General features: G+C 71.8%; 26 protein-coding genes. 8 read left to right on the top strand and 18 right to left on the bottom strand.

The window, feature by feature from the left end; all coding sequences use genetic code 11:
* Positions 1 to 58 precede the first annotated feature (58 nt).
* Positions 59 to 388 carry a DUF4229 domain-containing protein gene (locus DEI99_RS12025; RefSeq protein WP_111041038.1) on the top strand — a complete coding sequence of 110 codons (330 nt, stop codon included), beginning with the start codon at positions 59 to 61 and terminating at the stop codon, positions 386 to 388.
* A gap of 27 nt (positions 389 to 415) precedes the next feature.
* Here the strand turns inward: DEI99_RS12025 and DEI99_RS12030 are convergent, their stop codons facing one another.
* The 4 genes from DEI99_RS12030 to DEI99_RS12045 are packed head-to-tail and all read right to left on the bottom strand — an operon-like array spanning position 416 to position 4,082.
* On the bottom strand, positions 416 to 1,417 hold the full coding sequence (locus tag DEI99_RS12030; protein WP_111041039.1) for a 1,4-dihydroxy-2-naphthoate polyprenyltransferase: 1,002 nt from the start codon (positions 1,415 to 1,417) through the stop codon (positions 416 to 418).
* A 37-nt stretch (positions 1,418 to 1,454) separates the two neighbouring features.
* The gene (locus DEI99_RS12035; protein WP_111041040.1) at positions 1,455 to 2,585 is read right to left on the bottom strand and encodes an AMP-binding protein; all 1,131 of its coding nucleotides are present in this window, start codon (positions 2,583 to 2,585) and stop codon (positions 1,455 to 1,457) included.
* Positions 2,585 to 3,514, bottom strand: coding sequence for a 1,4-dihydroxy-2-naphthoyl-CoA synthase (locus DEI99_RS12040; RefSeq protein ID WP_111041041.1), 930 nt, complete (start codon positions 3,512 to 3,514; stop codon positions 2,585 to 2,587). Before DEI99_RS12040 ends, DEI99_RS12035 begins: the two co-directional genes overlap by 1 nt.
* A gap of 49 nt (positions 3,515 to 3,563) precedes the next feature.
* On the bottom strand, positions 3,564 to 4,082 hold the full coding sequence (locus DEI99_RS12045) for a hypothetical protein (protein WP_146247069.1): 519 nt from the start codon (positions 4,080 to 4,082) through the stop codon (positions 3,564 to 3,566).
* Positions 4,083 to 4,215: 133 nt separating this feature from the next.
* On the opposite strand from DEI99_RS12045, the gene DEI99_RS12050 reads away from it, so the two are divergent.
* Entirely contained in the window at positions 4,216 to 5,196 is a 981-nt protein-coding gene (locus DEI99_RS12050; protein ID WP_258369261.1) for an o-succinylbenzoate synthase, read from the top strand.
* Positions 5,197 to 5,475: 279 nt separating this feature from the next.
* On the opposite strand, the gene ccsB is transcribed toward DEI99_RS12050, so the two are convergent.
* The 6 genes from ccsB to DEI99_RS12080 all read right to left on the bottom strand — a co-directional run bounded on the left by ccsB (position 5,476) and on the right by DEI99_RS12080 (position 11,793).
* Entirely contained in the window at positions 5,476 to 6,507 is a 1,032-nt protein-coding gene (gene ccsB, locus DEI99_RS12055) for a c-type cytochrome biogenesis protein CcsB (protein WP_258369262.1), read from the bottom strand.
* Complete coding sequence (resB, locus tag DEI99_RS12060; protein ID WP_111041044.1) at positions 6,504 to 8,198, bottom strand: cytochrome c biogenesis protein ResB; 1,695 nt, start codon at positions 8,196 to 8,198, stop codon at positions 6,504 to 6,506. The genes ccsB and resB overlap by 4 nt, the downstream gene beginning before the upstream one ends.
* Positions 8,182 to 8,880 carry a cytochrome c biogenesis CcdA family protein gene (locus tag DEI99_RS12065; protein ID WP_111041073.1) on the bottom strand — a complete coding sequence of 233 codons (699 nt, stop codon included), beginning with the start codon at positions 8,878 to 8,880 and terminating at the stop codon, positions 8,182 to 8,184. Before DEI99_RS12065 ends, resB begins: the two co-directional genes overlap by 17 nt.
* A 45-nt stretch (positions 8,881 to 8,925) precedes the next feature.
* Positions 8,926 to 9,582: a TlpA family protein disulfide reductase gene (locus DEI99_RS12070; RefSeq protein ID WP_258369263.1), complete on the bottom strand. Its 657-nt coding sequence runs from the start codon at positions 9,580 to 9,582 to the stop codon at positions 8,926 to 8,928.
* Positions 9,579 to 10,235, bottom strand: a complete 657-nt coding sequence (locus DEI99_RS12075) for a histidine phosphatase family protein (protein ID WP_111041045.1) — start codon at positions 10,233 to 10,235, stop codon at positions 9,579 to 9,581. The genes DEI99_RS12070 and DEI99_RS12075 overlap by 4 nt, the downstream gene beginning before the upstream one ends.
* 67 nt (positions 10,236 to 10,302) lie before the next feature.
* Positions 10,303 to 11,793: a SulP family inorganic anion transporter gene (locus DEI99_RS12080; protein WP_111041046.1), complete on the bottom strand. Its 1,491-nt coding sequence runs from the start codon at positions 11,791 to 11,793 to the stop codon at positions 10,303 to 10,305.
* Positions 11,794 to 11,833: 40 nt separating this feature from the next.
* Here DEI99_RS12080 and DEI99_RS12085 point away from each other — a divergent pair, with 40 nt between their 5' ends.
* Positions 11,834 to 12,235: a MerR family transcriptional regulator gene (locus tag DEI99_RS12085; RefSeq protein ID WP_111041047.1), complete on the top strand. Its 402-nt coding sequence runs from the start codon at positions 11,834 to 11,836 to the stop codon at positions 12,233 to 12,235.
* Between the two features lie 224 nt (positions 12,236 to 12,459).
* On the opposite strand, the gene DEI99_RS12090 is transcribed toward DEI99_RS12085, so the two are convergent.
* Positions 12,460 to 12,798 carry a hypothetical protein gene (locus DEI99_RS12090; RefSeq protein ID WP_111041048.1) on the bottom strand — a complete coding sequence of 113 codons (339 nt, stop codon included), beginning with the start codon at positions 12,796 to 12,798 and terminating at the stop codon, positions 12,460 to 12,462.
* A 170-nt stretch (positions 12,799 to 12,968) separates the two neighbouring features.
* On the opposite strand from DEI99_RS12090, the gene aspS reads away from it, so the two are divergent.
* Positions 12,969 to 14,309, top strand: coding sequence for an aspartate--tRNA(Asn) ligase (gene aspS, locus DEI99_RS12095; RefSeq protein ID WP_111041049.1), 1,341 nt, complete (start codon positions 12,969 to 12,971; stop codon positions 14,307 to 14,309).
* A 131-nt stretch (positions 14,310 to 14,440) separates the two neighbouring features.
* Here the strand turns inward: aspS and DEI99_RS12100 are convergent, their stop codons facing one another.
* From DEI99_RS12100 to DEI99_RS12120, 5 genes are all read right to left on the bottom strand, one after another.
* Positions 14,441 to 14,734, bottom strand: a complete 294-nt coding sequence (locus DEI99_RS12100; RefSeq protein WP_181434369.1) for a Dabb family protein — start codon at positions 14,732 to 14,734, stop codon at positions 14,441 to 14,443.
* On the bottom strand, positions 14,731 to 14,985 hold the full coding sequence (locus DEI99_RS12105; protein ID WP_111041050.1) for a glutaredoxin family protein: 255 nt from the start codon (positions 14,983 to 14,985) through the stop codon (positions 14,731 to 14,733). The genes DEI99_RS12100 and DEI99_RS12105 overlap by 4 nt, the downstream gene beginning before the upstream one ends.
* 107 nt (positions 14,986 to 15,092) lie before the next feature.
* Entirely contained in the window at positions 15,093 to 15,191 is a 99-nt protein-coding gene (locus tag DEI99_RS12110) for a 30S ribosomal protein bS22 (RefSeq protein WP_003792170.1), read from the bottom strand.
* A 109-nt stretch (positions 15,192 to 15,300) separates the two neighbouring features.
* Entirely contained in the window at positions 15,301 to 15,495 is a 195-nt protein-coding gene (locus tag DEI99_RS12115) for a helix-turn-helix domain-containing protein (protein ID WP_071261129.1), read from the bottom strand.
* A gap of 112 nt (positions 15,496 to 15,607) precedes the next feature.
* The gene (locus DEI99_RS12120; RefSeq protein ID WP_111041051.1) at positions 15,608 to 16,129 is read right to left on the bottom strand and encodes an ArsR/SmtB family transcription factor; all 522 of its coding nucleotides are present in this window, start codon (positions 16,127 to 16,129) and stop codon (positions 15,608 to 15,610) included.
* Positions 16,130 to 16,203: 74 nt separating this feature from the next.
* Between DEI99_RS12120 and DEI99_RS12125 the strand changes: the two genes are divergently transcribed.
* Both DEI99_RS12125 and DEI99_RS12130 read left to right on the top strand, forming a co-directional pair.
* The gene (locus DEI99_RS12125) at positions 16,204 to 17,637 is read left to right on the top strand and encodes a TrkH family potassium uptake protein (protein ID WP_071298035.1); all 1,434 of its coding nucleotides are present in this window, start codon (positions 16,204 to 16,206) and stop codon (positions 17,635 to 17,637) included.
* Positions 17,630 to 18,325: a potassium channel family protein gene (locus DEI99_RS12130; RefSeq protein ID WP_175472224.1), complete on the top strand. Its 696-nt coding sequence runs from the start codon at positions 17,630 to 17,632 to the stop codon at positions 18,323 to 18,325. The genes DEI99_RS12125 and DEI99_RS12130 overlap by 8 nt, the downstream gene beginning before the upstream one ends.
* A gap of 24 nt (positions 18,326 to 18,349) precedes the next feature.
* Here the strand turns inward: DEI99_RS12130 and proC are convergent, their stop codons facing one another.
* Complete coding sequence (proC, locus tag DEI99_RS12135; protein ID WP_111041052.1) at positions 18,350 to 19,180, bottom strand: pyrroline-5-carboxylate reductase; 831 nt, start codon at positions 19,178 to 19,180, stop codon at positions 18,350 to 18,352.
* A 65-nt stretch (positions 19,181 to 19,245) separates the two neighbouring features.
* Between proC and DEI99_RS12140 the strand changes: the two genes are divergently transcribed.
* A complete protein-coding gene (locus tag DEI99_RS12140; RefSeq protein ID WP_071261119.1) occupies positions 19,246 to 20,202 on the top strand; it encodes a cation diffusion facilitator family transporter in 957 nt (318 codons plus the stop codon).
* Positions 20,203 to 20,251: 49 nt separating this feature from the next.
* Here the strand turns inward: DEI99_RS12140 and DEI99_RS12145 are convergent, their stop codons facing one another.
* Positions 20,252 to 20,683, bottom strand: coding sequence for a nucleoside deaminase (locus tag DEI99_RS12145; protein WP_111041053.1), 432 nt, complete (start codon positions 20,681 to 20,683; stop codon positions 20,252 to 20,254).
* A 76-nt stretch (positions 20,684 to 20,759) separates the two neighbouring features.
* Between DEI99_RS12145 and upp the strand changes: the two genes are divergently transcribed.
* Positions 20,760 to 21,395, top strand: a complete 636-nt coding sequence (gene upp / locus DEI99_RS12150; RefSeq protein ID WP_111041054.1) for a uracil phosphoribosyltransferase — start codon at positions 20,760 to 20,762, stop codon at positions 21,393 to 21,395.
* Positions 21,396 to 21,833 lie beyond the last annotated feature (438 nt).

Consider the following 21,833-nt stretch of genomic DNA (forward strand, 5'->3'; position numbering starts at 1 on the left):
GAGTCTAGGAGCCGACCCTGTGATCGTCCTGCCCGCCGACCGTCCGTAGACTTGCCGCGTGAAAGCGTGGCTCCTGTACACCCTCGCCCGGCTCGGCATCTTCGCGGCAGCCCTGGTGCTGCTCCTCGTGCTGACCCCGATGAAGTGGTACTGGGCGACGATCGTCGCCGCGCTCGTCGGGCTGCTCGTCTCCTACATCGCGCTGGCGCGGCTCCGCACGCAGGTCGCGACGAGCCTGGCGAACCGCCGCACCGCGCCGGCCGCCGACGCGGACTCCGACTTCGAGGACGGCGTCGTCGACGCCTCGGACCAGCGGTACGCGACCGAGGTGCGTCCGGTGTCCGACGCCGACCGCCACGCGGCCCGGAAGGACGACGGCGCCCGCTGACCCGTCAGTGGCGGCCGGCCGCTCCGGTCAGGGCTGGACGGCCAGGGTGATGCCGAGCACGACACCGAAGACGAGCGACGCGAACGAAGACAGCTGCAGCGCCGTGATGAGTTCCCGGGGCTTGCGCGAGGTCACCCCGATCACGAGTGCCGGCAGGGCCAGCAGCAGCGAGAAGTACGTGAACCCGCTGCGGAAGTAGAGCAGGACGAACCAGAGCAGCACCACGTACGGCAGCATCAGGAACAGGCCGTAGAGCACGCAGGCGACCGGTCGGCCGACCACGACCGCGAGCGTGCGCTTGCCGGCCGCGGTGTCCTCGTCGATGTCGCGGATGTTGTTCACCATGAGCACGGCGCAGGCGAAGAACCCGGCGGCGATCGCGGCCGCCCACCCGCTGACCGTCACCTGCTCGATGAGGACGAACTGCGTGCCGAGGACGGCGACGAGTCCGAAGAAGACGAACACGAAGACCTCGCCGAGGGCGTTGTACCCGTACGGCTTCTTGCCGCCGGTGTAGAACCACGCCGCGACGATGGCGGCGGCACCGACGAGCAGCAGCCACCACAGCTGGGTGAGGACGACGATGACCAGCCCGGCGACGGCCGCGAGTCCGAAGAAGGTCAGGGCGACGGTGAGGACCGTCCGCGGCTTCGCCATGCCGGCACCGGTCAGGCGTGCCGGTCCGACGCGGAACTCGTCGGTGCCCCGGACGCCGTCCGAGTAGTCGTTGCTGTAGTTCACGCCGACCTGCAGGAACAGTGCGACCGCCAGGGCGAGCAGGGCGATGGTGAGGTGCCCGTCCTGCCCGATCCACGAGCCGAAGTCGCCGGGGGTCGTGCTGTCGACGAACGCGACCGCGGTGCCGAGCACCACCGGCACCACGCCGAGCGTCAGCGTGCGGAGACGGGCGCCGCCGATCCAGTCGCGGGCCGTCGCACCGCGCTTCGCGCGCTGGGGGGCAGCGGCCTTCGCCGGGTTGCCGGACCGGCCCTTCTTCTGGGTCGCGTTCTTCGTTCGTGCCACGACCATCGATCCTATCCGCGACCCGGCAGCGCCGGGGCCGCCGTCAGCCGGACGCGAGGGCCTGGACCGCGCGGCGGTCGGGCTTGCCGGTCGGGAGCATCGGCATCCGCTCCACCAGGACGACGGCGGTCGGTCGCGCAGCGCGGCCGAGGACGGAGCCGACGTGCTCGCGCACGGTGTCGAGGTCGAGCGGCCGCTCCGTCACGACGACCGGGACCTCGCCCCACTCCCCCGACGCCCGCCGCGTGACGACCGCGGCGTCCTGCCCGGGCAGGTCCCGCACGAGCCGTTCCACCGCCCCGAGCTGGACCTTCTCGCCGCCGGAGACGACGACGTCGTCGAGCCGACCGAGGACCCGGACCCGGCCGTCGTCGAGCGTCGCGGCGTCGCCCGTCCGGTACCAGCGGGCGTTGTCGCGTTCGACGAAGGCCGCGGCCGTCCGGCGGTCGTCGTCGAGGTACCCCTCGGCCAGCATCGGACCGGACAGCAGCAGCTCGCCGTCGTCGAGTGCGGTCCGCACGGTGCCGAGCGGCGTGCCGTCGTACACGCAGCCCCCGCTCGTCTCGCTCGCCCCGTACGTGGTGACGACGCGGACCCCGGCCCCGAGCGCCCGTTCCCGGAGCGCCGCCGGCGTGGCCTGCCCACCCACGAGCACCGCGTCGAAGCCGGCGAGGGCCGCCGTCGCACGCTCGTCGTCGAGCACCCGCGCGAGCTGGACCGGCACCAGCGAGGTGTACCGGCGCGGAGCCGCCGGCCCGGTGACGAGCCGGTCGGCGGCGTCCGCGAACGCCGCCGCGTCGAAGTGTCCCGGCGGGACGACCGCCGGTTCGGTCCCGGCGGTGATCGACCGGGTCAGCACGTTGAGACCGGCGATGTAGTGGGTCGGCAGCGCGAGCACCCAGCCGCCGGGGCCGCCCAGTTCGGCGTCCGCTGCCGCCGCACCGGCGAGCAGGGCCTCGGACGAGAGCGCCACGCGCTTGCCGGTGCCGGTGGACCCGCTCGTCTCGACGACCAGGGCGACCCCCTGTCGGACGTCGGCCGGTGGCCGGGTCGGCAGCGCCGGCGCGTCCGGGGCGACGGGGAGCAGTGCGGGGCCGCCGGCGAGGGCAGCCTCCAGGCCGCGGAGCACGACCAACGGATCCGACGTGCCGAGCGCGACCAGCGGACGGGGCATCAGTAGTGCCAGGGGAAGGCGGTCCACTCGGGCGCGCGCTTCTCGAGGAAGGAGTCGCGTCCCTCGACGGCCTCGTCGGTGCCGTAGGCCAGGCGGGTCGCCTCGCCGGCGAAGACCTGCTGGCCGACCATGCCGTCGTCGACCGCGTTGAAGGCGTACTTGAGCATCCGGATCGCCGTCGGCGACTTGCCGAGGATGGTCTCGCCCCAGCGGACGGCCTCGCGCTCGAGGTCCTCGTGCGGCACGACCTTGTTCACCGCGCCCATCTCGTACGCGCGCTGCGCCGAGTACTCCTCGGCGAGGAAGAAGACCTCGCGCGCGAGCTTCTGCCCGATCTGCTTCGCGTAGTACGCGCTGCCGTACCCACCGTCGAACGAGCCGACGTCGGCGTCGGTCTGCTTGAACCTGCCGTGCTCGGCGCTGGCGATGGTCAGGTCGCAGATCGCGTGCAGCGAGTGCCCGCCGCCGGCGGCCCAGCCGGGGACGACGGCGATGACGACCTTCGGCATCATCCGGATGAGGCGCTGCACCTCGAGGATGTGCAGCCGGCCCATCGACGCCTGTGCCGCGGCGGGGTCGACGCCCTCCGGCGGCGCGCCCTCGTCGCCGACGTACTGGTACCCGCTCCGCCCACGGATGCGCTGGTCGCCGCCGGAGCAGAACGCCCAGCCACCGTCCTTCGGGCTCGGGCCGTTGCCGGTGAGCAGGACGACGCCGACGCGGGGATCCTGGCGGGCGTCGTCGAGTGCCCGGTACAGCTCGTCGACCGTGCGCGGGCGGAACGCGTTGCGCACCTCGGGGCGGTCGAACGCGACGCGGACGATGCCCTTCGAGACGTGCTTGTGGTACGTGATGTCCGTGAAGTGCTCGGCGATCGGGGCCTCGGCCCAGACGGCGGGATCGAACAGGTCGGAGACGGGGGCAGCCATGCTCCCAACGTACCGCCGCCGTACGGGCGGGCGTCGCCGCTCGGCCGGGTCAGCCGCCCATGTCGGTGAGGACCTCGGGGGCCACGAACACCAGGATCACGATGAGGATCACGGGGTTCGCGAAGAACGCCACGACGACCCCAACCGCTCCGTACCACCGGCCGAAGGACCCGACGGCGGCGACGAAGCCGAGCACCGCCGCGATGAGGGTGAGGAACACGACGACGAAGCAGATGCCGAACGCGAAGTTCGTGTCGCCGCCCATGAACACCGCGAAGGCGCTGGCGTCGACCGCTGCCGACACCACCGCGAGGCCGAGGGCGATCTTGCCGACGACCGGGTTGCGGCGACGGCGGTCGGCGGTGTGCCGGACGTCGACGGTGTTCTGCTGGAGCAGGCGCGAGAACTCGTCGGGGTCGCGGCCCGGGGCCTTCGCGACGGCACCGCGGGCGCCGGGGTTGCGGGCGACCGACGGAGCGATCGGTCGCGGGTTCGACGAGCCCGGGTTCGACGAGCGCGGGTTCGACGAGCGCGGTGTCGACGCACGCTGCTGCGGATCCGGCGCCACCGAGCCTCCCTCGTTCCGGTTCGTTCCACCGTCGACCTCGGCCGACCGTCGCATGCTAGTGCCCTGCCCTGGCGGACGGCTCCGAGGAACCGGCGGGTGGGCTGGACGCCACCCGGACTGGGATGATGGCGACGTGCTCCCCGACCTCGCCGACCTCCTCGCCGACGCGCACGTCGTCGCCCTGCCGATGCGCGTCCGGTTCCGCGGCATCACCACCCGCGAGGCACTGGTGCTCCGCGGACCGGCCGGCTGGACCGAGTTCTCGCCCTTCGTCGAGTACGACGACACCGAGGCCGCGGCCTGGCTCCGGGCCGCGATCGACTTCGGGTGGACCGACCACGACGCTGCCGCCGACTCAGTGCCGGTGAACGCGACCGTCCCGGCGATCGCCCCCGACGCCGTCGCCGACCTGCTCGGGCGCTACCCGGGCTGCACGACCGCGAAGGTCAAGGTCGCCGAACCCGGCACCACGCTCGACGACGACGTCGCACGCGTCGCCGAGGTCCGGCGGGTGATGGGCCCCTCGGCGGCGGTGCGGGTCGACGCCAACGGATTCTGGAGCGTCGACCGAGCCACCGCCGCCCTGGAACGGCTCGCCCCCTACGACCTGCAGTACGCCGAGCAGCCGTGCGCCACCGTGCCGGAGCTCGCGGATCTCCGCTCCCGCACCGCCGGGCTCGGCGTCCGGATCGCCGCCGACGAGAGCGTCCGCCGTGCCTCCGACCCGCTCGCGGTCGCCCGGGCCGGTGCCGCGGACGTGCTCGTGGTCAAGGCGCAGCCGCTCGGCGGCATCACCGCTGCCCGCTCCCTGGTCGCCGAGGCCGGCCTGCCCTGCGTGGTGTCCAGCGCGCTCGACACCTCCGTCGGGCTCGGCATGGGGGCCTTCCTCGCCGCCGCCGCGATGTCGCCGGGCTACGCCGCCGGGCTCGGCACGGCTGCGATGTTCGGTACCGACGTCACGACCGAGCCCCTGCTGCCCGTGGACGGCCGGGTGCCGGTGCGCCGCACCGCGGTGTCCCGTGACCTGCTCGAGCGGAACGCGGCCTCGCCCGAGCGCACGGCGTGGTGGCGGGCACGGCTCGAGCGCGTGCACGCGGTGCTCGCCGGCGCGTAGGCGCGGCATCCCGCGGCCGGGCGGGCGGGCGGCCGCGCGGGCCGGTGGTCGGGCCGGTCGTGCTCGGCCGTGGTCGCACGACGCGCCGCTCGCGTCCGCCGAGGTCGCACATCCGGCCGCTCGGCGACGCCCGGAGCGGCAGATCGTGCGACCTCGGCGCCCCGCCGAGCGACCGCGCGTCACCGGACCGGACGACGGACGGGAGGCACGGTGCCAGCTGGCACCGTGCCTCCCGTCCGGCCGTGGTGGCGACCCGGTCCTTTCAGCGGACCCGGGGACTCACAGCCCGGAGTAGCTGTGCAGCCCCTTGAAGAAGACGTTGACCACGGAGAAGTTGAACATGACCGCGGCGAAGCCGATCAGCGCGAGCCACGAGGACCGGGCGCCCCGCCAGCCGCGAGTCGCGCGGGCGTGGATGTAGCCGGCGTAGATGACCCAGATGATGAAGGTCCAGACCTCCTTCGTGTCCCAGCCCCAGTACCGGCCCCAGGCGCTCTGCGCCCAGATCGCACCGGCGATGAGCGTGAAGGTCCAGAGCACGAAGCCGACGAGCAGGACGCGGTAGGTCAGGACCTCGAGCCGGTCGGCATTCGGCAGCGTCGCCATGAAGCGGAGCTTCTGTTCGGCCGAGCGGCCCTGCCGGTAGGTCTGCACGAGCTGTGCGATCGCGAGGCCCGCGCCGAGGGCGAAGAACCCGGTGCCGGCGATGGCGACGAACACGTGGATGACGAGCCAGTAGGACGTCAGCGCCGGCACGAGCGGTCGGACGGGGACGTAGTAGTTCACCGTCGCGATGCCGAGCAGGATGATCGTCAGCCCGCTGATGAAGACGCCGAGGAACTTCAGGTTCTGCCAGAACTGCACGAGCAGGAAGATCAGCGTGATGAGCGCCGTGCCGGTCAGCGAGAACTCGAACATGTTGCCCCACGGCACACGGTCGGCCGCGATCCCGCGCAGCACCACCGCTCCGACGTGCAGCACGAGCGCGAGGACGGTCATCGCCATCCCGACCCGCTCGAACGTGGTGCCGCGGCCGGACGCACCGCTGCCGTTCGCGGGCGGAGCTGCGATCTGCTCGAGGACGACCGTGCCGCCGCGGACGGTGGCGACGGTCTTGCCGGACCGGGCGGCCGTGGTGGTCGCCGTGTCGTCGGCGCCGTCGGTACCGGCCGCCTTCGCAGCGGCCGCGACCTCGCCCGATCGTTTCGCCATGTCCAGCGCGAACGAGATGAACGCGATGACGTAGACCGACATCGCGGAGTACGTCAGCACGACCGAGTAGGTCGCCAGGTTCGTGGTCAAGTCGCTCACTGGGGCATCCTAACGCCGAGGTCCGACAGGTGGCGGTGTGCGAGGTCCGCGACGGCACGCTCGAGGTTCGGGTCCTCGCCGCGGGCCAGGCCGGCGTACTCGAGGTCGTACTCACCGTGCTCGGCGCCCGTCCGGGGCACCGCCTTCACCCACACGCGGCGGCGCGGCACGAACAGCGACGTGAGCAGGCCGAGCGTGGAGAGCAGGGCGAACCCGGCGACCCACACCGAGGACGGGTCGTGGTGCACGTCGAGCGAGACGTACCGCTTCACGCCGTCGAAGGTGATCGACCCGGCGCCGTCGGGCAGCTGCTTCGTCTGCCCGGGCTTCAGCATGATCGAGGGCGCGTCCGCCTGGCGGCCGGCGATCTGCTGCAGGCCACCGGTGTCGAGCGTGTAGACGCTCTGCGGCACACCGCTGTCGAGGCCGAGGTCGCCCGTGTAGACCTGCAGGCTCAGCAGCGGGTTCTGGGCGTCCGGGTAGGCGCTCGTGTACGCCCCCGACGCCTTCTTCGTCGCCGTCGGGTAGAAGAACCCCTGGATACCGAGCTGGTCGGGCACCGAGTCCGGCACCTTGATGACGCCGAGCGAGGTGTAGTTCGAGTCCTCCGGCAGGAACGGGACGACGTCCTGGAAGGCGACGTCGCCCTTGCCGTCGCGCACCGTGACGGACATAGCGTACCCGTTGCCGAGCAGGTAGACGTTCGTCCCGCCGACGTGCAGCGGGCTGTTCACGCCGAGCCGGCTGGTCGCGGCCTCGCCGCCCTGCTCGCGGGTGGTGACGGTGGCGGAGTAGTCGAGCGCCTGTCCGAGGGCGTCGAGGTTCTTCTCCTCGTACGTCGTCGTGAACTTGTCGAGCGTCAGGTTGTAGCCCTGCAGGTCGGACTGCCGGAACCACCGCCCCGGGTTGAACGAGTCGTACGAGCCGAGGACGTTCGAGAAGGTCTGCCCCTCGACGAGCAGCCGCTGCCCCGTGTAGCCGAACCCGCCGCCGACACCGACGGCGAGCAGGACGCCGACGAGCGCCGCGTGGAACACGAGGTTGCCGGTCTCGCGCAGGTAGCCGCGCTCTGCGCTGACCGAGTCGCCGAAGCGCTCCACCCGGTAGCCGGACCGCTTGAGGATGGCCATCGCGCGCGTCACGGCGTGGTCGACGGACGGGAGGCCCGTGGCCGCGTCCGTCGTGCTGGCGTCGTCCGCCACGGTGTCCGGTCCCACCGCCACGGACCGGAAGCCAGCCAGGCGCGTCAGGCGCGCGGGTGTGCGGGGCGGCCGCGTCCGGAGCGCCTGCCAGTGGTGCTTCGTCCGGGGCAGGATGCAGCCGATGAGCGAGACGAAGAGCAGCAGGTAGATCGCGGAGAACCACACCGACGTGTAGGTGTCGAAGACCTGCAGCTTGTCGAGGATCGGGTAGAGCGTCGGGTGCTCGGTCTTGTACTGCACGACGCCGTTCGGGTCGGCGGTGCGCTGCGGCACGAGCGAGCCCGGGATCGCCGCGAGCGCGAGCAGCATGAGCAGGAAGAGCGCGGTGCGCATGCTCGTGAGCTGGCGCCAGGCGAACCGGAGGGACCCGACCAGGCCGAGCTTCGGCTGGACGATCTCGGAGTCGCCCGGCCCGGAGCCGTCGACGTGGTCGGACGGCCGCTGCGGGTCGGCCGCGAGGTCGGTGCCGTCGTCAGATCGCGGGGACATAGCTCTGGATCACCGCCCCGACGCTCGACATGATGGCCGACCAGATGCCGGTGACCATGAGCAGACCGATGACGATCAGGATCGCTCCTCCGATGATGTTGACGGTGCGCATGTGGCGCTTCACGGCACGCACGGCGCCGGTGGCCCACCCCGCGCCGAGGGCGACGAGCAGGAAGGGGACGCCGAGCCCCAGGCAGTAGGCGACGCCGAGCCACATGCCCTGCCAGGCGCTGCCGGACTGCACGCTGAGCAGGTTGATGGCCGCCAGTGTCGGGCCGAGGCACGGGGTCCAGCCGAGGCCGAAGACGATGCCGAGCAGCGGGGCTCCGACCAGGCCCGTGGCGGGCGTCCAGCCGGGCTTGAGCGTGCGCTGCATGAAGGTGAAGCGACCGACGAAGACGAGCCCCATCGCGATCACCACGACGCCGAGGACCTGCGTGATGAGGTCGCGCCAGCGGACGAGCCAGAAGCCGAGCGCGCCGAACACGGTCGTGTAGGCGACGAAGACCGCCGTGAAGCCCAGGATGAAGAGCAGCACGCCGAGCACGACCCGCCCCCGCCGCTGCCCGCCCTCGGCGACGCCCCCGACGTACCCGAGGTAGCCCGGCACGAGCGGGAGCACGCACGGCGACAGGAACGACACGAGACCGGCGAGCGCTGCCACGGGCAGCGCCACGGCCATCTGGCCGCTCAGGATCGCGTCGGCGAAGGGGTTGGAGGCCACGGGTCAGGAGGCCTTACCCGCGTCGAGCTCGTCGCTGACCAGGGTCTTCAGGATGCTCGTGCCGTCGACGGCGCCGAGCACCCGCGCCGCGACCCGGCCCTTCGTGTCGAGGACGATGGTGGCGGGGACCGCGTTCGGGGCGACCTGACCGGACATCGCGAGCTGCACGGTTCCGGTCCGTGCGTCGAGGACGGTCGGGTACTCCACGCCGAAGGTCCGCTCGAACGCGGCGGCGGTGCCCGCTTCGTCGCGGACGTTGACGCCGATGAAGGCGACGTCGTCCGAGTCGGCGTAGTCGTCGTGGACCTCGTTGAGGTACTTCGCCTCGGCACGGCACGGCGGGCAGCCGGCGTACCAGAAGTTCAGCACGACGACCTTGCCGCGCAGGTCCGCCGCCGAGACGGCGTCACCGTCGGTGTCCTCCGCCGAGAACTCGACCGGGGCCGCGCGCTCGTCCGCAGCGACCTCGGTGACCGCGCCGTTGCCGGAGATGTAGTTCTGGGTGGTGCCGCTGCCGTACTGCTTCGACAGGGAGTCGTTGCCCGACGAGCACCCGGTCAGGACGAGGGCCGCGGCCACGGCGGCCACCCCCGCGATCGTCGCGAGGCGCCCACGGGTCCGCCGCACGCTGCTGCCGTTCTCGCTGGTGGTGCCGGTCACACTGCTCCCTCGTCGATGGCCCGCGCGCGGAGGTCCTGCGCGGGGTCCGCGTACCCGACCTCGGTGAACCGACCGGTCGACGTGGCGGGCACACGTTCGACGGTGGTGATGCTCGACAGGTCGCAGCGGCGCTTGCGCGGGTCGTGCCAGAGCGACTCCCCCGCGAGCTTCCGGTGGACCATCCAGATGGGCAGCTGGTGGCTGACGAGCACGACGTCGCCCTCGTCGACGCTCCGCCAGGCCGTGTCCACGGCGGCGAGCATGCGGTTCGCGATCGACTCGTAGGCCTCGCCCCAGCTCGGCCGCAGCGGGTTGGCTATCCAGGGCCACTCCGCCGGGCGGCCGAGCGACCGCTTCGTGAACCCCGGGGGCTGCCCCTCGTAGCGGTTCGTCGGCTCGATGAGGCGCTCGTCGAGCGTGACCTCGAGGCCGTAGGCCGCGGCCCACGGCGCCGCGGACTCCTGCGTGCGCTGGAGCGGCGAGGCGACGATGCGCCGGACGTCGACGCCCGCGTCGTGCCACGCCGTCGCCGATGCCAGGGCCATCTGCCCGCCGAGATCGCTCAGACCGAAGCCGGGGAGCCGGCCGTAGAGGACGCGGTCCGGGTTGTGCACCTCACCGTGCCGGACGAGGTGGATTCGGGTGGCGGGCATGGGTTCCAGTCTAGGTCGCCCTCGCGTTCCCACCGGCCCCCCAGGCGATTCACGGATGCGGAAGCGCTCAGCCGAGCTCGCCGGAGAGCCGCCCGTGCAGCGCGACCGACGCCGTGTTCAGGTTGACCACCTCGACCGTGCTGCCGTGCTTCGCGAAGCGCTGCTCGACGCCGTCGAGTGCGGCCACCGTGCTCGCGTCGAAGACGTGCGCGTCCGACATGTCGATGACGACGCGCTCCGGGTCCTGCGCGTACGAGAACCGGGTGACCAGGTCGTTCGACGACGCGAAGAAGAGCGCCCCGCGGACCCGGTACCGGACGGTCCGGTCGTCCACGGGCTCGCGGACGACGGTGACGACGTGGGCGACGCGGCGCGTGAACACGAGGGCCGCGACGACGACGCCGACGAGCACCCCCGTCGCCAGGTTGTCGGTCGCGACGACGACCACGACCGTGATCACCATGACGGCCGTCTCGCCGAGCGGCATCCGGCGCAGGGTGCGCGGTCGGATGCTGTGCCAGTCGAACGTCGCGACGCAGACCATGAGCATGACCGCGGTGAGCGCCGCCATCGGGATCTGCGCGACGAGGTCGTGCAGCACGATCGTCAGGACGAGCACCGAGGCGCCGGCGGCGAAGGTCGAGATGCGGGTCCGCGCGCCGGCCGTCTTCACGTTGATGACGGTCTGCCCGATCATCGCGCAGCCGCCGGTCCCGCCGAAGAACGCCGACGCGATGTTCGCGACGCCCTGCCCCCACGACTCGCGCCACTTGCTCGAACCGGTCTCGGTGATCGAGTCGATGAGCTGGGCGGTGAGCAGGGTCTCGATGAGGCCGACGATCGCGACACCGACCGCGTAGGGCGCGACGATCTGCAGCGTCTCGAGGGTGAACGGCGTCGTGATGCCCCCGAACCCGGGCAGTGCGGTCGGCAGCTCGCCCTCGTCCCCCACCGTCGGCACGGCGACGCTGAACAGCATCGTGATGGCGGTGATCACGACGACGGCGACGAGCGGTGCCGGGATCGCCTTCGTCAGGAACGGGAAGCCGACGATGAGCGCGATGCCGAGCGCGGTGAGCGGCCACACGACGAACGGGACGTCGTCGCCGAGCAGGTTCGGCAGCTGCGCGGTGAAGATGAGGATCGCCAGGGCGTTCACGAACGCCACGTTGACGCTGCGTGGGATGAAGCGCATGAGCCGTGCCACCCCGAGGAACCCGAGGACGAGCTGCAGGACGCCCCCGAGGACGATCGCCGGCACGAGGTAGGCGATGCCGTGCTCGCGGACCAGCGGCGCGATGACGAGCGCCACCGAACCCGCGGCGGCGGAGACCATCGCCGGACGTCCGCCGACGATCGCGATGACGATCGCGATGACGACGCTCGAGAACAGCCCGACGGCCGGGTCGACCCCGGCGACGACGGAGAACGAGATCGCCTCGGGGATGAGGGCGAGCGCGGTCACGACACCGGCGAGGACCTCGCGGGTGAGCAGGCGCGGCGAACGGAGCGCGGTGAGGACGCTCGTGGCGGCCGGGGCGGAGGAGATCACTGACATCGCCGTCAACCCTACCCTCACGTGAGGGTAGGGTTGGACCATGCACCCCGACGACGCCCCCGACACGATGCACATCGGCGAGCTCGCCGACCGTGCCGGCATGTCCCTGCGGACGATCCGGCACTACGACGAGGTCGGGCTGCTCGTGCCGAGCGGTCGGACCACCGGGGGCTTCCGCGTGTACACCGAGCAGGACCTCGAGCGGCTGCTCGTGATCCGCCGGATGAAGCCCCTCGGCTTCACCCTGGACGAGATGGCCGAGCTGCTCCGGGTCGTCGACGCCCTGCGCACCCGCGCCGTCGACGACGAGCCCGTGCTCGCAGCACGTCTGGACGAGTTCCTCGAGGACGCGCGCGCCCGGCACGCGAAGCTCGTCGAGCGGGCGGGCATGGCCGAGGAGTTCCTCGGCACGCTGGGGTCACTCCGCGCGTCGCTCCCCTGACCCGGCATCGTGCTCCGCGAGCACCTGGGCCCGCATTCGCTCCCGCGCCAGCTCGAGCTTGAGCTCGCCTTCCTCCACGTGGAGCTGCCACTCGATCGCTCCGCGTTGCGCCCAGTCCCACATGCTCTCGCCCGGTGCCGGACCGATGGGCGCACGTGGATCCGCGGACGCCGCGGGCTCCCTCCGGACCAGTTCTCGCCATGCGCGTCGCAGTCGGCTCGTCATCACTGTCTCCTTCGCTCGATGAGGAGTTCCGCCAACACCCTCGCAGCGGGTTCTTCTCCAGCGGGCACCTTCTGCATGTCGTACATCGCCTGCGCCAGGTTGCGGCCGATCTCACGGCGGCCGACCTCGGTCGCGGTGACGAGGTCGAACACCACCGTCAGCCGTGACCAGTAACGGTCCCGCTGCTCGCGCGCGACGTCCCGCCGCCACCTGACGACCGCCCACACTCCGCCGACGACGGCCACGAGCATCGTCAGGGTCGCCGTGCACAACGCGGCGACGACCAGCGCCACCGCCGCAGGCGGCCAGGCCGCGAGCACCCCCGTTCCCGTCCCCATCGGTCCCCTCTTCCGGCCCGCGACCCGGCCACGTCGAGGACGCTACGGATCCCGCTCGGGCCGCGGTGGGCCTCCCGGCCGCTCTGTGGACGACGACGGACGCGTGCCGCCCTGTGGAGGAACAACGGGGCGACCCACGCGGCAGACGCAGACGGTTAGACTCGACCACCGTGATCGAACGCACCCGCATCGCCGACCTGGCAGCCCTCCCCGACGGCCCCGTCTCCGTGGCCGGATGGGTCGAGACCGTCCGAGACCAGAAGAAGGTGCAGTTCGTCGTGCTGCGCGACGAGTCCGGCGCCGTCCAGCTCGTGAACCCGGCGACGCGCGAGGCCGAGGACGGCGACGACGCCGCCCAGGCCGCCCTCGCGACGACGAACGAGATCTCCGGCCTGGCGCACGGCACCTTCGTGCACGCCACCGGCACGCTGAAGCACGACGAGCGCGTGAAGCTCGGTGGGCTCGAGGTCAAGATCGGTGCGCTCGAGGTGGTGAGCGCCGCGATCCCGGAGACCCCGATCGCCGACGACTCCTCGCTCGACAAGCGGCTCGACTGGCGCTTCCTCGACCTGCGCAACCGCAAGCAGAACCTCATCTTCCGCATCCAGACGACGCTGGAGCACGCGTTCCGCACGTACTGGGTCGACCGCGACTACATCGAGATCCACACCCCGAAGCTCATGGCGTCGGCGTCCGAGTCGCGCGCCGAGCTGTTCCAGCTCGAGTACTTCGAGACGACCGCCTACCTGGCGCAGTCGCCGCAGAACTTCAAGCAGATGGCGCAGCCGGCCGGCTTCGGCGCCGTGTTCGAGATCGCCGACGCCTTCCGCGCCGACCCCTCGTTCACGAGTCGGCACGCCACCGAGTTCACCAGCGTCGACGCGGAGTTCTCGTGGATCGAGTCCCACGAGGACGTCATGGCGATGCACGAAGAGGTCCTGGTCGCCGGCATCACCGCCGTCAAGGAGAAGTACGGCAAGGACATCGAGGAGGTCTTCGGCTTCGAGCTGCAGGTCCCCGCGACGCCGTTCCCCCGGGTGACCCTGGCCGAGGCCCGGAAGATCGTCGCGGACAGCGGCTACGACGTCGTGCGCGCCGACGGCGACCTGGACCCCGAGGGCGAGCGCCGCGTCGCCGCCTGGGCGAAGGAGCACCACGGCTCCGAGTTCGTGTTCGTCACGGAGTACGACGCCTCGATCCGGCCGTACTACCACATGCGCAAGCCGGGCGACCCGTCGGTCACCAACAGCTACGACCTCATCTTCAACGGCGCCGAGATCTCCACGGGTGCCCAGCGTGAGCACCGCGTCGACGTGCTCGAGGCGCAGGCCGTCGAGAAGGGCCTCGACCCCGAGGAGCTCGGCTGGTACCTCGACTTCTTCCGCTACGGCGTCCCGCCGCACGGCGGGTTCGGCATGGGCCTGGCACGCGTGCTCATGCTCATGCTCGGCGAGCCGTCGATCCGCGAGGTCACGTACCTCTTCCGCGGCCCGACACGCCTGACCCCGTAGACCCCGCGCTGCGCGGCGACGCCGCGCGCACATGGTGAGCAGCAATGGTCGCCTCCCGACGCGGGAGGCGACCATTGCTGCTCACGAAGCGCCGCAGCGTACGGCGCGACGGGTCGGACGGGAGGCCCGGCTCAGCTCTGCCAGTCGATGGCGGCCCGCCCCGTGACCAGTCCGCGGATCTCGGCTGCCGCGGCCTGGTGCTCCGGGTGCACCTGGTACGCGTCGAGCCCGGCGAGGTCGTCGAAGGTCGCCACGACGGCGACGTCGTGGTTCTTGTCCGGGTACGCGACGTTCTCGACGACCTCGAGCGAGCGGATCGAGTCGACCGTGCCGACGAGCCCGGTCAGGAGCTCGCGGATGCGTGCGATCGACCCGGCGCGGTCGAGGTCCTCGCGCAGGGTCCAGGAGACGACGTGGGAGATCACGCGCGGGCCCCCGCCTGCTCGAGTGCGCGGGCGAGTCGGTCGGCGTCGACGCGCCAGTTGCTGTGCACCCGGCCGTCGACGAGCACGACCGGGATGTCCTCGGCGTACTCCTGGCGCAGTGCTTCGTCGTCGAGGATCGACTGCTCCTGCAGCGTCGTGCCGGGGTGCTCGGCCACGACCCGTTCCACGACGGGTCGTGCCTCGTCGCAGAGGTGGCAGCCGGGCTTCGTCAAGAGCGTCACGGTGGGCATGCCCCCAGCGTAACCCGCACCGGACCGCGGCCCGGCGGGGGCGGAGCACGCCCCCGGGAAATGCGAAAGCCCCGGCGAACCGGGGCTTCAGCTGTTGGTCCTTCGACCTACTTCTTGTTGCGACGCTGGTGACGCGTCTTGCGAAGGAGCTTGCGGTGCTTCTTCTTCGCCATGCGCTTGCGACGCTTCTTGATGACAGAACCCATGTGGACCTCGCTCGGACTGATGCTGATGTACGGACACCGGGCCGAAGAGACCGCGGAAAATCAACCTGGTGGAGTCTACCGGGTGGCCGCTGTGATGTCGAACGGGCGGTCAGCCGACGTCGGCGACGCCACCGCGCAGGACCGCGGCGACGGCGGACTCCGGCACGCGGAAGGACCGTCCGAAGCGGATCGCGGGGAGTTCCCCAGCGTGCACCATGCGGTAGACGGTCATCTTCGAGACGCGCATCATCTCGGCGACCTCAGCGACGGTGAGGAAGCGCACGTCGTCGAAACTGCCGGTCATGGTCCGCCTCCGGGTGGCCCGCCCGCCGGCCATGTCGACGCGGCGTGTGGGATCGATGTGACCTGTGTGGTCACTGGTCACTGTAGAGGCGCGTGGGACCCGGTGTCCAGGCTCACTCGCCGTCCTCGTCGCCGCGGCGGGCGAACCGCTTGCGGCTGCGGTCGACGACGCGCTCCCACCCGTGCTGGGCACCGGAGATCGCGGCGTTCGCCCGGTGCGAGGCCTCCGCCATGACCCGCCCGAGCTCGGTGCCGACCTCGACCGTGGCCTTGCCCGCGGCGCCGCTCCGACGGACGGAGACCGGTTGCCCGTCCGGCGTCCAGGCGGTGGTCGCCGGGGTGCCGTCTGCGTCGACGGCCCCGGTGAACGGGAGCACCCAGTCCTCGAGGCGGACGAGGGGTTCCGGGTCGAGCCGGTAGAACCGGTGCTGTCCCTCTTCCCGGCTCGTGACGAGGCCGATGTCGCGCAGGACGCGGAGGTGCTTCGACACGGTCGGCTGGCTCACGCCGAGCCGCTCGACCAGTTGCCCGACGCTGAGTTCGCCGGCTGTGGCGTCCGATCCGTAGGCGGTGAGGAGCGCCCCGAGCAGCTCGCGCCTCGTCGGGTCCGCCACGACGGAGAAGATGTCGGCCATGGGGGCAAGGCTAGCCGGGGCGTCACGGATGTACCATGACGAACCGACCCGGCCCATGTCCTCGGAGGCATACGATGCTCGACCGCACCGAGCCGCTCACGCAGCAGGTGAGCGTGCCCCGTCGGCAGGTCGGACGCATCGCCACGGTGCTCCGCTCCTCACCCTCGCGACTGGCGATCCTCGTGTTCGTCGCGCTCGTCTTCCTGTTCACCGTGCTGTTCATGACCCCGTGGGCCTCGGCGGACGGCACCGGGACACACTTCTCCGACGCCCTGTTCACCGCGGCCTCGGTGGTGTGCGTGACCGGGCTCGCCACGGTCGACATGGCGACGCACTGGTCGGTGTTCGGCAAGACCCTCGTGGTGATCGGCACCCAGATCGGCGCGGTCGGGGTCCTGACCTTCGCGTCGATCCTCGGGCTGTTCGTCACCCGCAAGCTCGGGCTCCGCGCCAAGCTCATGGCCGCCGGCGACTCGAACCCGCTCCGCACCCACCACGGGGCGGTCCCGGAGGGCCAGGCCGTCCGGCTCGGCGAGGTCGGCACGCTGCTCGCGACCGTCGCGGTGAGCACGCTGTCCATCGAGATCGTGCTCGGCCTGCTGCTCCTGCCGTCGGTCCTGCTCGCCGGCATCCCGTTCTGGACGGCCGTCGGTGACTCCTTCTACTACGCGGCGATGGCGTTCACGAACACGGGGTTCGCGCCGAACGCCGAGGGGCTGACGCCGTTCGCGCACGACTACTGGTTCCTCTCGCTCCTCATGGTCGGCGTCGTGGCCGGGTCGATCGGCTTCCCGGTGATCCGGGCCCTGACGAAGCAGCTCCGCACGCCCCGACGGTGGCCGATCCACGTCAAGCTGACGCTCGCCACCAGCGCGGTGCTGCTCGTCGGCGGTGCGATCGTCTACATCGCGCTCGAGGCCTCGAACCCGACCACCTTCGGCGACGAGGGCGCCGGCCGCACGGCGTTCCAGGCGCTCTTCCTGTCGACGATGACGCGGTCCGGCGGGTTCTCGCTCGTCGACTTCGACCAGCTGAACGGCTCGAGCCTGCTCGTCACGGACATGCTCATGTTCATCGGCGGCGGCTCGGCGTCGACCGCCGGCGGCATCAAGGTGACGACGCTCGCCGTGCTGTTCCTCGCCGCGGTCGCCGAGGCCCGCGGCCGCCAGAGCATGGAGGCGTTCGGCCGCCGGATCCCGAGCGACGTGCTCCGCGTGGCCGTCGCGGTCGTGCTCTGGGGCGCCACGATCGTCGCCGTCGCCACCGTCGTGCTCCTGCAGATCACGCACGAGTCGCTCGACCGGGTGCTGTTCGAGGTGATCTCGGCGTTCGCGACGTGCGGGTTGTCCTCCGGGGTCTCGGCCGAGCTGCCGGAGTCCGGCAAGTACGTCCTCGCCGCCACCATGTTCCTCGGCCGGGTCGGTACAGTGACGATCGCCGCTGCCCTGGCCGCCAGCCAGAGCCGGCAGCTGTTCCGCCGTCCCGAGGAGAGGCCGATCGTTGGCTGACCGAACACGTCGATCGCACCCGACCGGTGCGATCAGTCACGACGCCCCCGTCCTGGTCATCGGCCTGGGCCGCTTCGGCGCCGCCACCGCCGGGCAGCTCGAACGCCAGGACCGCGAGGTCCTGGTCGTCGACACCGACGCCGGCCTCGTGCAGAAGTGGTCCGACCGCGTGACGCACGCGGTGCAGGCGGACGCGACGGACATCGACGCCCTGCGTCAGATCGGCGCGCAGGACTTCGCGATCGCGGTCGTCGGCACCGGCAGCGACCTCGAGTCGAGCGTCCTCATCACCGCGAACCTGGTCGACCTCGGCATCCCGCAGATCTGGGCGAAGGCGATCAGCCGCTCGCACGGCACGATCCTGTCCCGCATCGGTGCGAACCACGTCGTCTACCCGGAGCGCGAGGCCGGCGAGCGCACCGCGCACCTGGTGTCCGGGCGGATGCTCGACTTCATCGAGTTCGACGACGACTTCGCCGTGGTCAAGATGCACCCGCCCAAGGCGGTGCGCGGCAAGGACCTCGCGACGACGGTCATCCGCACCCGCTTCGGCCTCACCGTGCTCGGCATCAAGCCGCCGGGCAGCCCCTTCGTGCCGGCGACGCCGGAGAGCGTCATCGGCGAGGACGACGTCATCATCGTCTCCGGGTCCGAGACGGACCTCGAGCGCTTCGCGGGGTTCGAGTAGCGCTGCCCGCTCAGCGGGGAACCGCTACGACGCGGCGATCTCCTCGGCCCGCGCGATCGCGGCGCGGGAGGCGCGCAGGAACGTGTCGGACAGGTCGGCGTCCTGCAGGACGGCGACGGCGCGCTCGGTCGTGCCCTTCGGGCTCGTCACGGCACGGCGCAGGTCGGCGGGTTCCCGCCCGGACCGTCCGAGCAGTTCGACGGCGCCGCGCATCGTGCCGCGCACCATGGTCGCGGCCTGCTCCGGCGTGAAGCCGAGGGCCTCGGCGGCCTGCTGCCACTGCTCGACGACCAGGAAGACGTAGGCGGGCCCCGACCCGGACACCGCGGACAGGGCGTCGAGCTGCGACTCCGGCACGGCGACGACCTCGCCGGACGCGGTGAAGACCGACGACGCGAGCGCGACGGCCGCGTCGTCGGCAGAGGCCCCCGCGCTGATGCCGGTGACGCCGAGACCGACGCCGACGGGGGTGTTCGGCAGCGCCCGGACGACGCGCACGCCGGCGGGGACGAGCGCCTCCATGCTCGCCGTGGTCGTGCCGACGGCGACGCTCACGACGACCGCGTCAGGGGCGAGGTCGGGCGCGACCTCGGCGAGCAGGTCGGCGATGCCGTACGGCTTCACGCCGAGCACGACGAGGGCCGCGCCACGGACAGCGGCGCGGTTCGCGTCCGGGTCGGTGTCCGTCGCGACGGCGTGGAGCCCGCGCTCGCGGTGCGCGGCGGCCGACGCCTCGGACCGGGTGGTCAGCGTCACGGTCGCCGGGTCGAGCCCGGCGGCGAGCAGGCCGTCGAGGACGGCCCCGGACATGGAGCCGACGCCGAGCATGGCGGTGCGGGGCAGGTCGATGGTCATGCTGCCGACCCTACCGACCGCGCTCCCCTAGGATCGTCATCCAGAACCGGGAGAAGGGGACGGCCGTGAGCGCTTCTGGAGGCACGAGGGCGATCTTCGCCGCGCTCGGTGCGAACGTCGGCATCGCGATCGTGAAGTTCGTCGCCGCGGCGATCAGCGGCTCGGCCTCGATGCTCGCCGAGGGCGTGCACTCGCTCGCCGACTCCGCGAACCAGCTCCTGCTGCTGCTCGGCGGTCGTCGCGCCCGTCGCGCCGCCGACCAGGAGCACCCGTTCGGCTACGGGCGCGAGCGGTACGTGTACGCCTTCGTCGTGTCGATCATCCTGTTCTCGGTCGGCGGGGTGTTCTCGCTCTACGAGGGCATCGAGAAGCTCCGGCACCCGCACCCGCTCGACAACTGGTGGCTGCCGCTCGTGGTCCTCGTCATCGCGATCGGGCTCGAGGGCTTCTCGCTGCGCACCGCCCTGCGCGAGGCCCGCCCGCACAAGGGCACGCAGAGCTGGGTGCAGTTCGTGCGTCGGGCGAAGGCCCCGGAACTGCCGGTCGTCATGCTCGAGGACACCGCGGCCCTGCTCGGCCTGGTCTTCGCCCTGTTCGGCGTCGGCCTCACCGCACTCACCGGGGACGGGCTCTACGACGCCCTCGGCACGATCGCGATCGCGGTGCTGCTCATCGCGGTCGCCGTCGTCCTCGGCATCGAGACGAAGAGCCTGCTCGTCGGCGAGGGCGCGACGGCGGCCGACGCCGAGCGCATCCGCCACGCCGTGCTCGACGGCCCCGAGGTCGACTCGATCATCCACATCAAGACCCTGTACCTCGGCCCCGACGAGCTCATGGTCGGCGTGAAGGTCGCGGTCGACGGCGACCGCCGCCTCGGCGACGTCGCGGCCGGCATCGACGCCGTCGAGCAGCGCGTCCGTGCCGCCGTGCCGATCGCACGCGTGATCTACGTCGAGCCGGACGTGCTCCGGACCGGTCCGCAGCCGCCGACCGAGTCGATCGTCATCCGCGCCGCCGACTGAGGCCGACCCCGCCCGTTCGTCGTCGGTGTCACCGCGGATGCAGGACCCCTCAGCGTCGCTCGGCGAAGAACGCGTCGAGCAGTCCGGCGCACTCCCCCTCGAGAACACCCCCGACGACCTCGGACCGGTGCGGCAGCCGGCGGTCCCGCGCGACGTCGTAGACGCTGCCGCTCGCCCCGGCCTTCGGGTCCCACGCGCCGAACACGACGCGGGGCACCCGCGCCGCCAGGACCGCGCCGGCGCACATGACGCACGGCTCGAGGGTGACGACGAGCGTGTGGTCGGACAGGTGCCAGTCGCCGGTCGCCCGTGCCGCGGCCCGGAGTGCCAGCACCTCGGCGTGCGCGGTCGGGTCCTGCAGTGCCTCGCGCTCGTTCCGCCCGGTCGCCACGACCGCGCCGTCCCGGTCGAGGACGACCGCGCCGACGGGGACGTCACCGGTCGCCAGGCACGCCCTGGCCTCGTCGAGCGCCCGCTGCATGGCGGGGACGAACGGGCGGGCTGCTGGGGCTTCCACGGTCTCTCCTGGCGGTCGGCGGCACGGTAGGCTCGACCCTATGCGAGTCCACGTCGCCGACCACCCGCTCATCACCCACAAGCTCTCGGTGCTCCGCGACCGGACCACACCCTCCCCCACGTTCCGCGCCCTCACCGAGGAACTCGTCACGCTCCTGGCGTACGAGGCCACGCGCAACGTCCGGGTCACCGCGACGCCGATCGACACCCCGGTCGCCCACACGATGGGCGTCGCGATCGCGAAGCCGCGCCCGCTCGTCGTGCCGATCCTGCGCGCCGGCCTCGGCATGCTCGAGGGCATGGTCAAGCTGGTCCCGACGGCCGAGGTCGGCTTCCTCGGCATGGCGCGCAACGAGGAGACCCTCGAGCCGCAGACCTACGCCGAGCGCCTGCCGGACGACCTGTCCGGTCGTCAGTGCTTCGTGCTCGACCCGATGCTCGCCACCGGTGGCACGCTCGCCGCGGCCATCGACTTCCTGTTCGCCCGCGGCGCGGAAGAGGTCACCTGCGTGTGCATCCTCGGCGCCCCGGAGGGCCTCGCGATGGTCGAAGAGGCGGTCGGTGACCGCAACGTCTCGATCGTGCTCGGCGCGCTCGACGAGAAGCTCGACGAGAACGGCTACATCGTGCCCGGTCTCGGCGACGCCGGCGACCGCCTCTACGGTCTGGCCGAGTAGGCGGTCGACCGTACCGACGATCGACGGGAGGCCCGTGGCGACACCGCCACGGGCCTCCCGTCGTCCGTCAGGCCGGTCCGCCACCTGCGCGCACAGCGGACCGTCCATCCGGACGGTTGACACCGCCTTGGTATACCGCCGATACTCGTCGCATGACTGCAACCGTGTCCACCCGCGTCCTCACCGAGGCCCAGGGGACTGCCGGCATGATGATGCCGGTCGCCGTCATGCGTTGTCGAATGTGTGCCTGATCGGTACCCGTTCCAGCCGGATCCCCCGCGACACCATCCCCGTCGCGAGCGCGTGATCCCCGGGTGACCACATCGGTCGACGACGAGCACGTCGCGACGAGGTCCGTCACCCCTCCCCCCGGGTCCGCCCCGGTCCGCAGCAGGACCGCAGGGCTCGACGGCGTCAGCCGTACCCGGGTCGACGCAT

The organism is Curtobacterium sp. MCLR17_036 (assembly GCF_003234445.2).
Lineage (GTDB): Bacteria > Actinomycetota > Actinomycetes > Actinomycetales > Microbacteriaceae > Curtobacterium.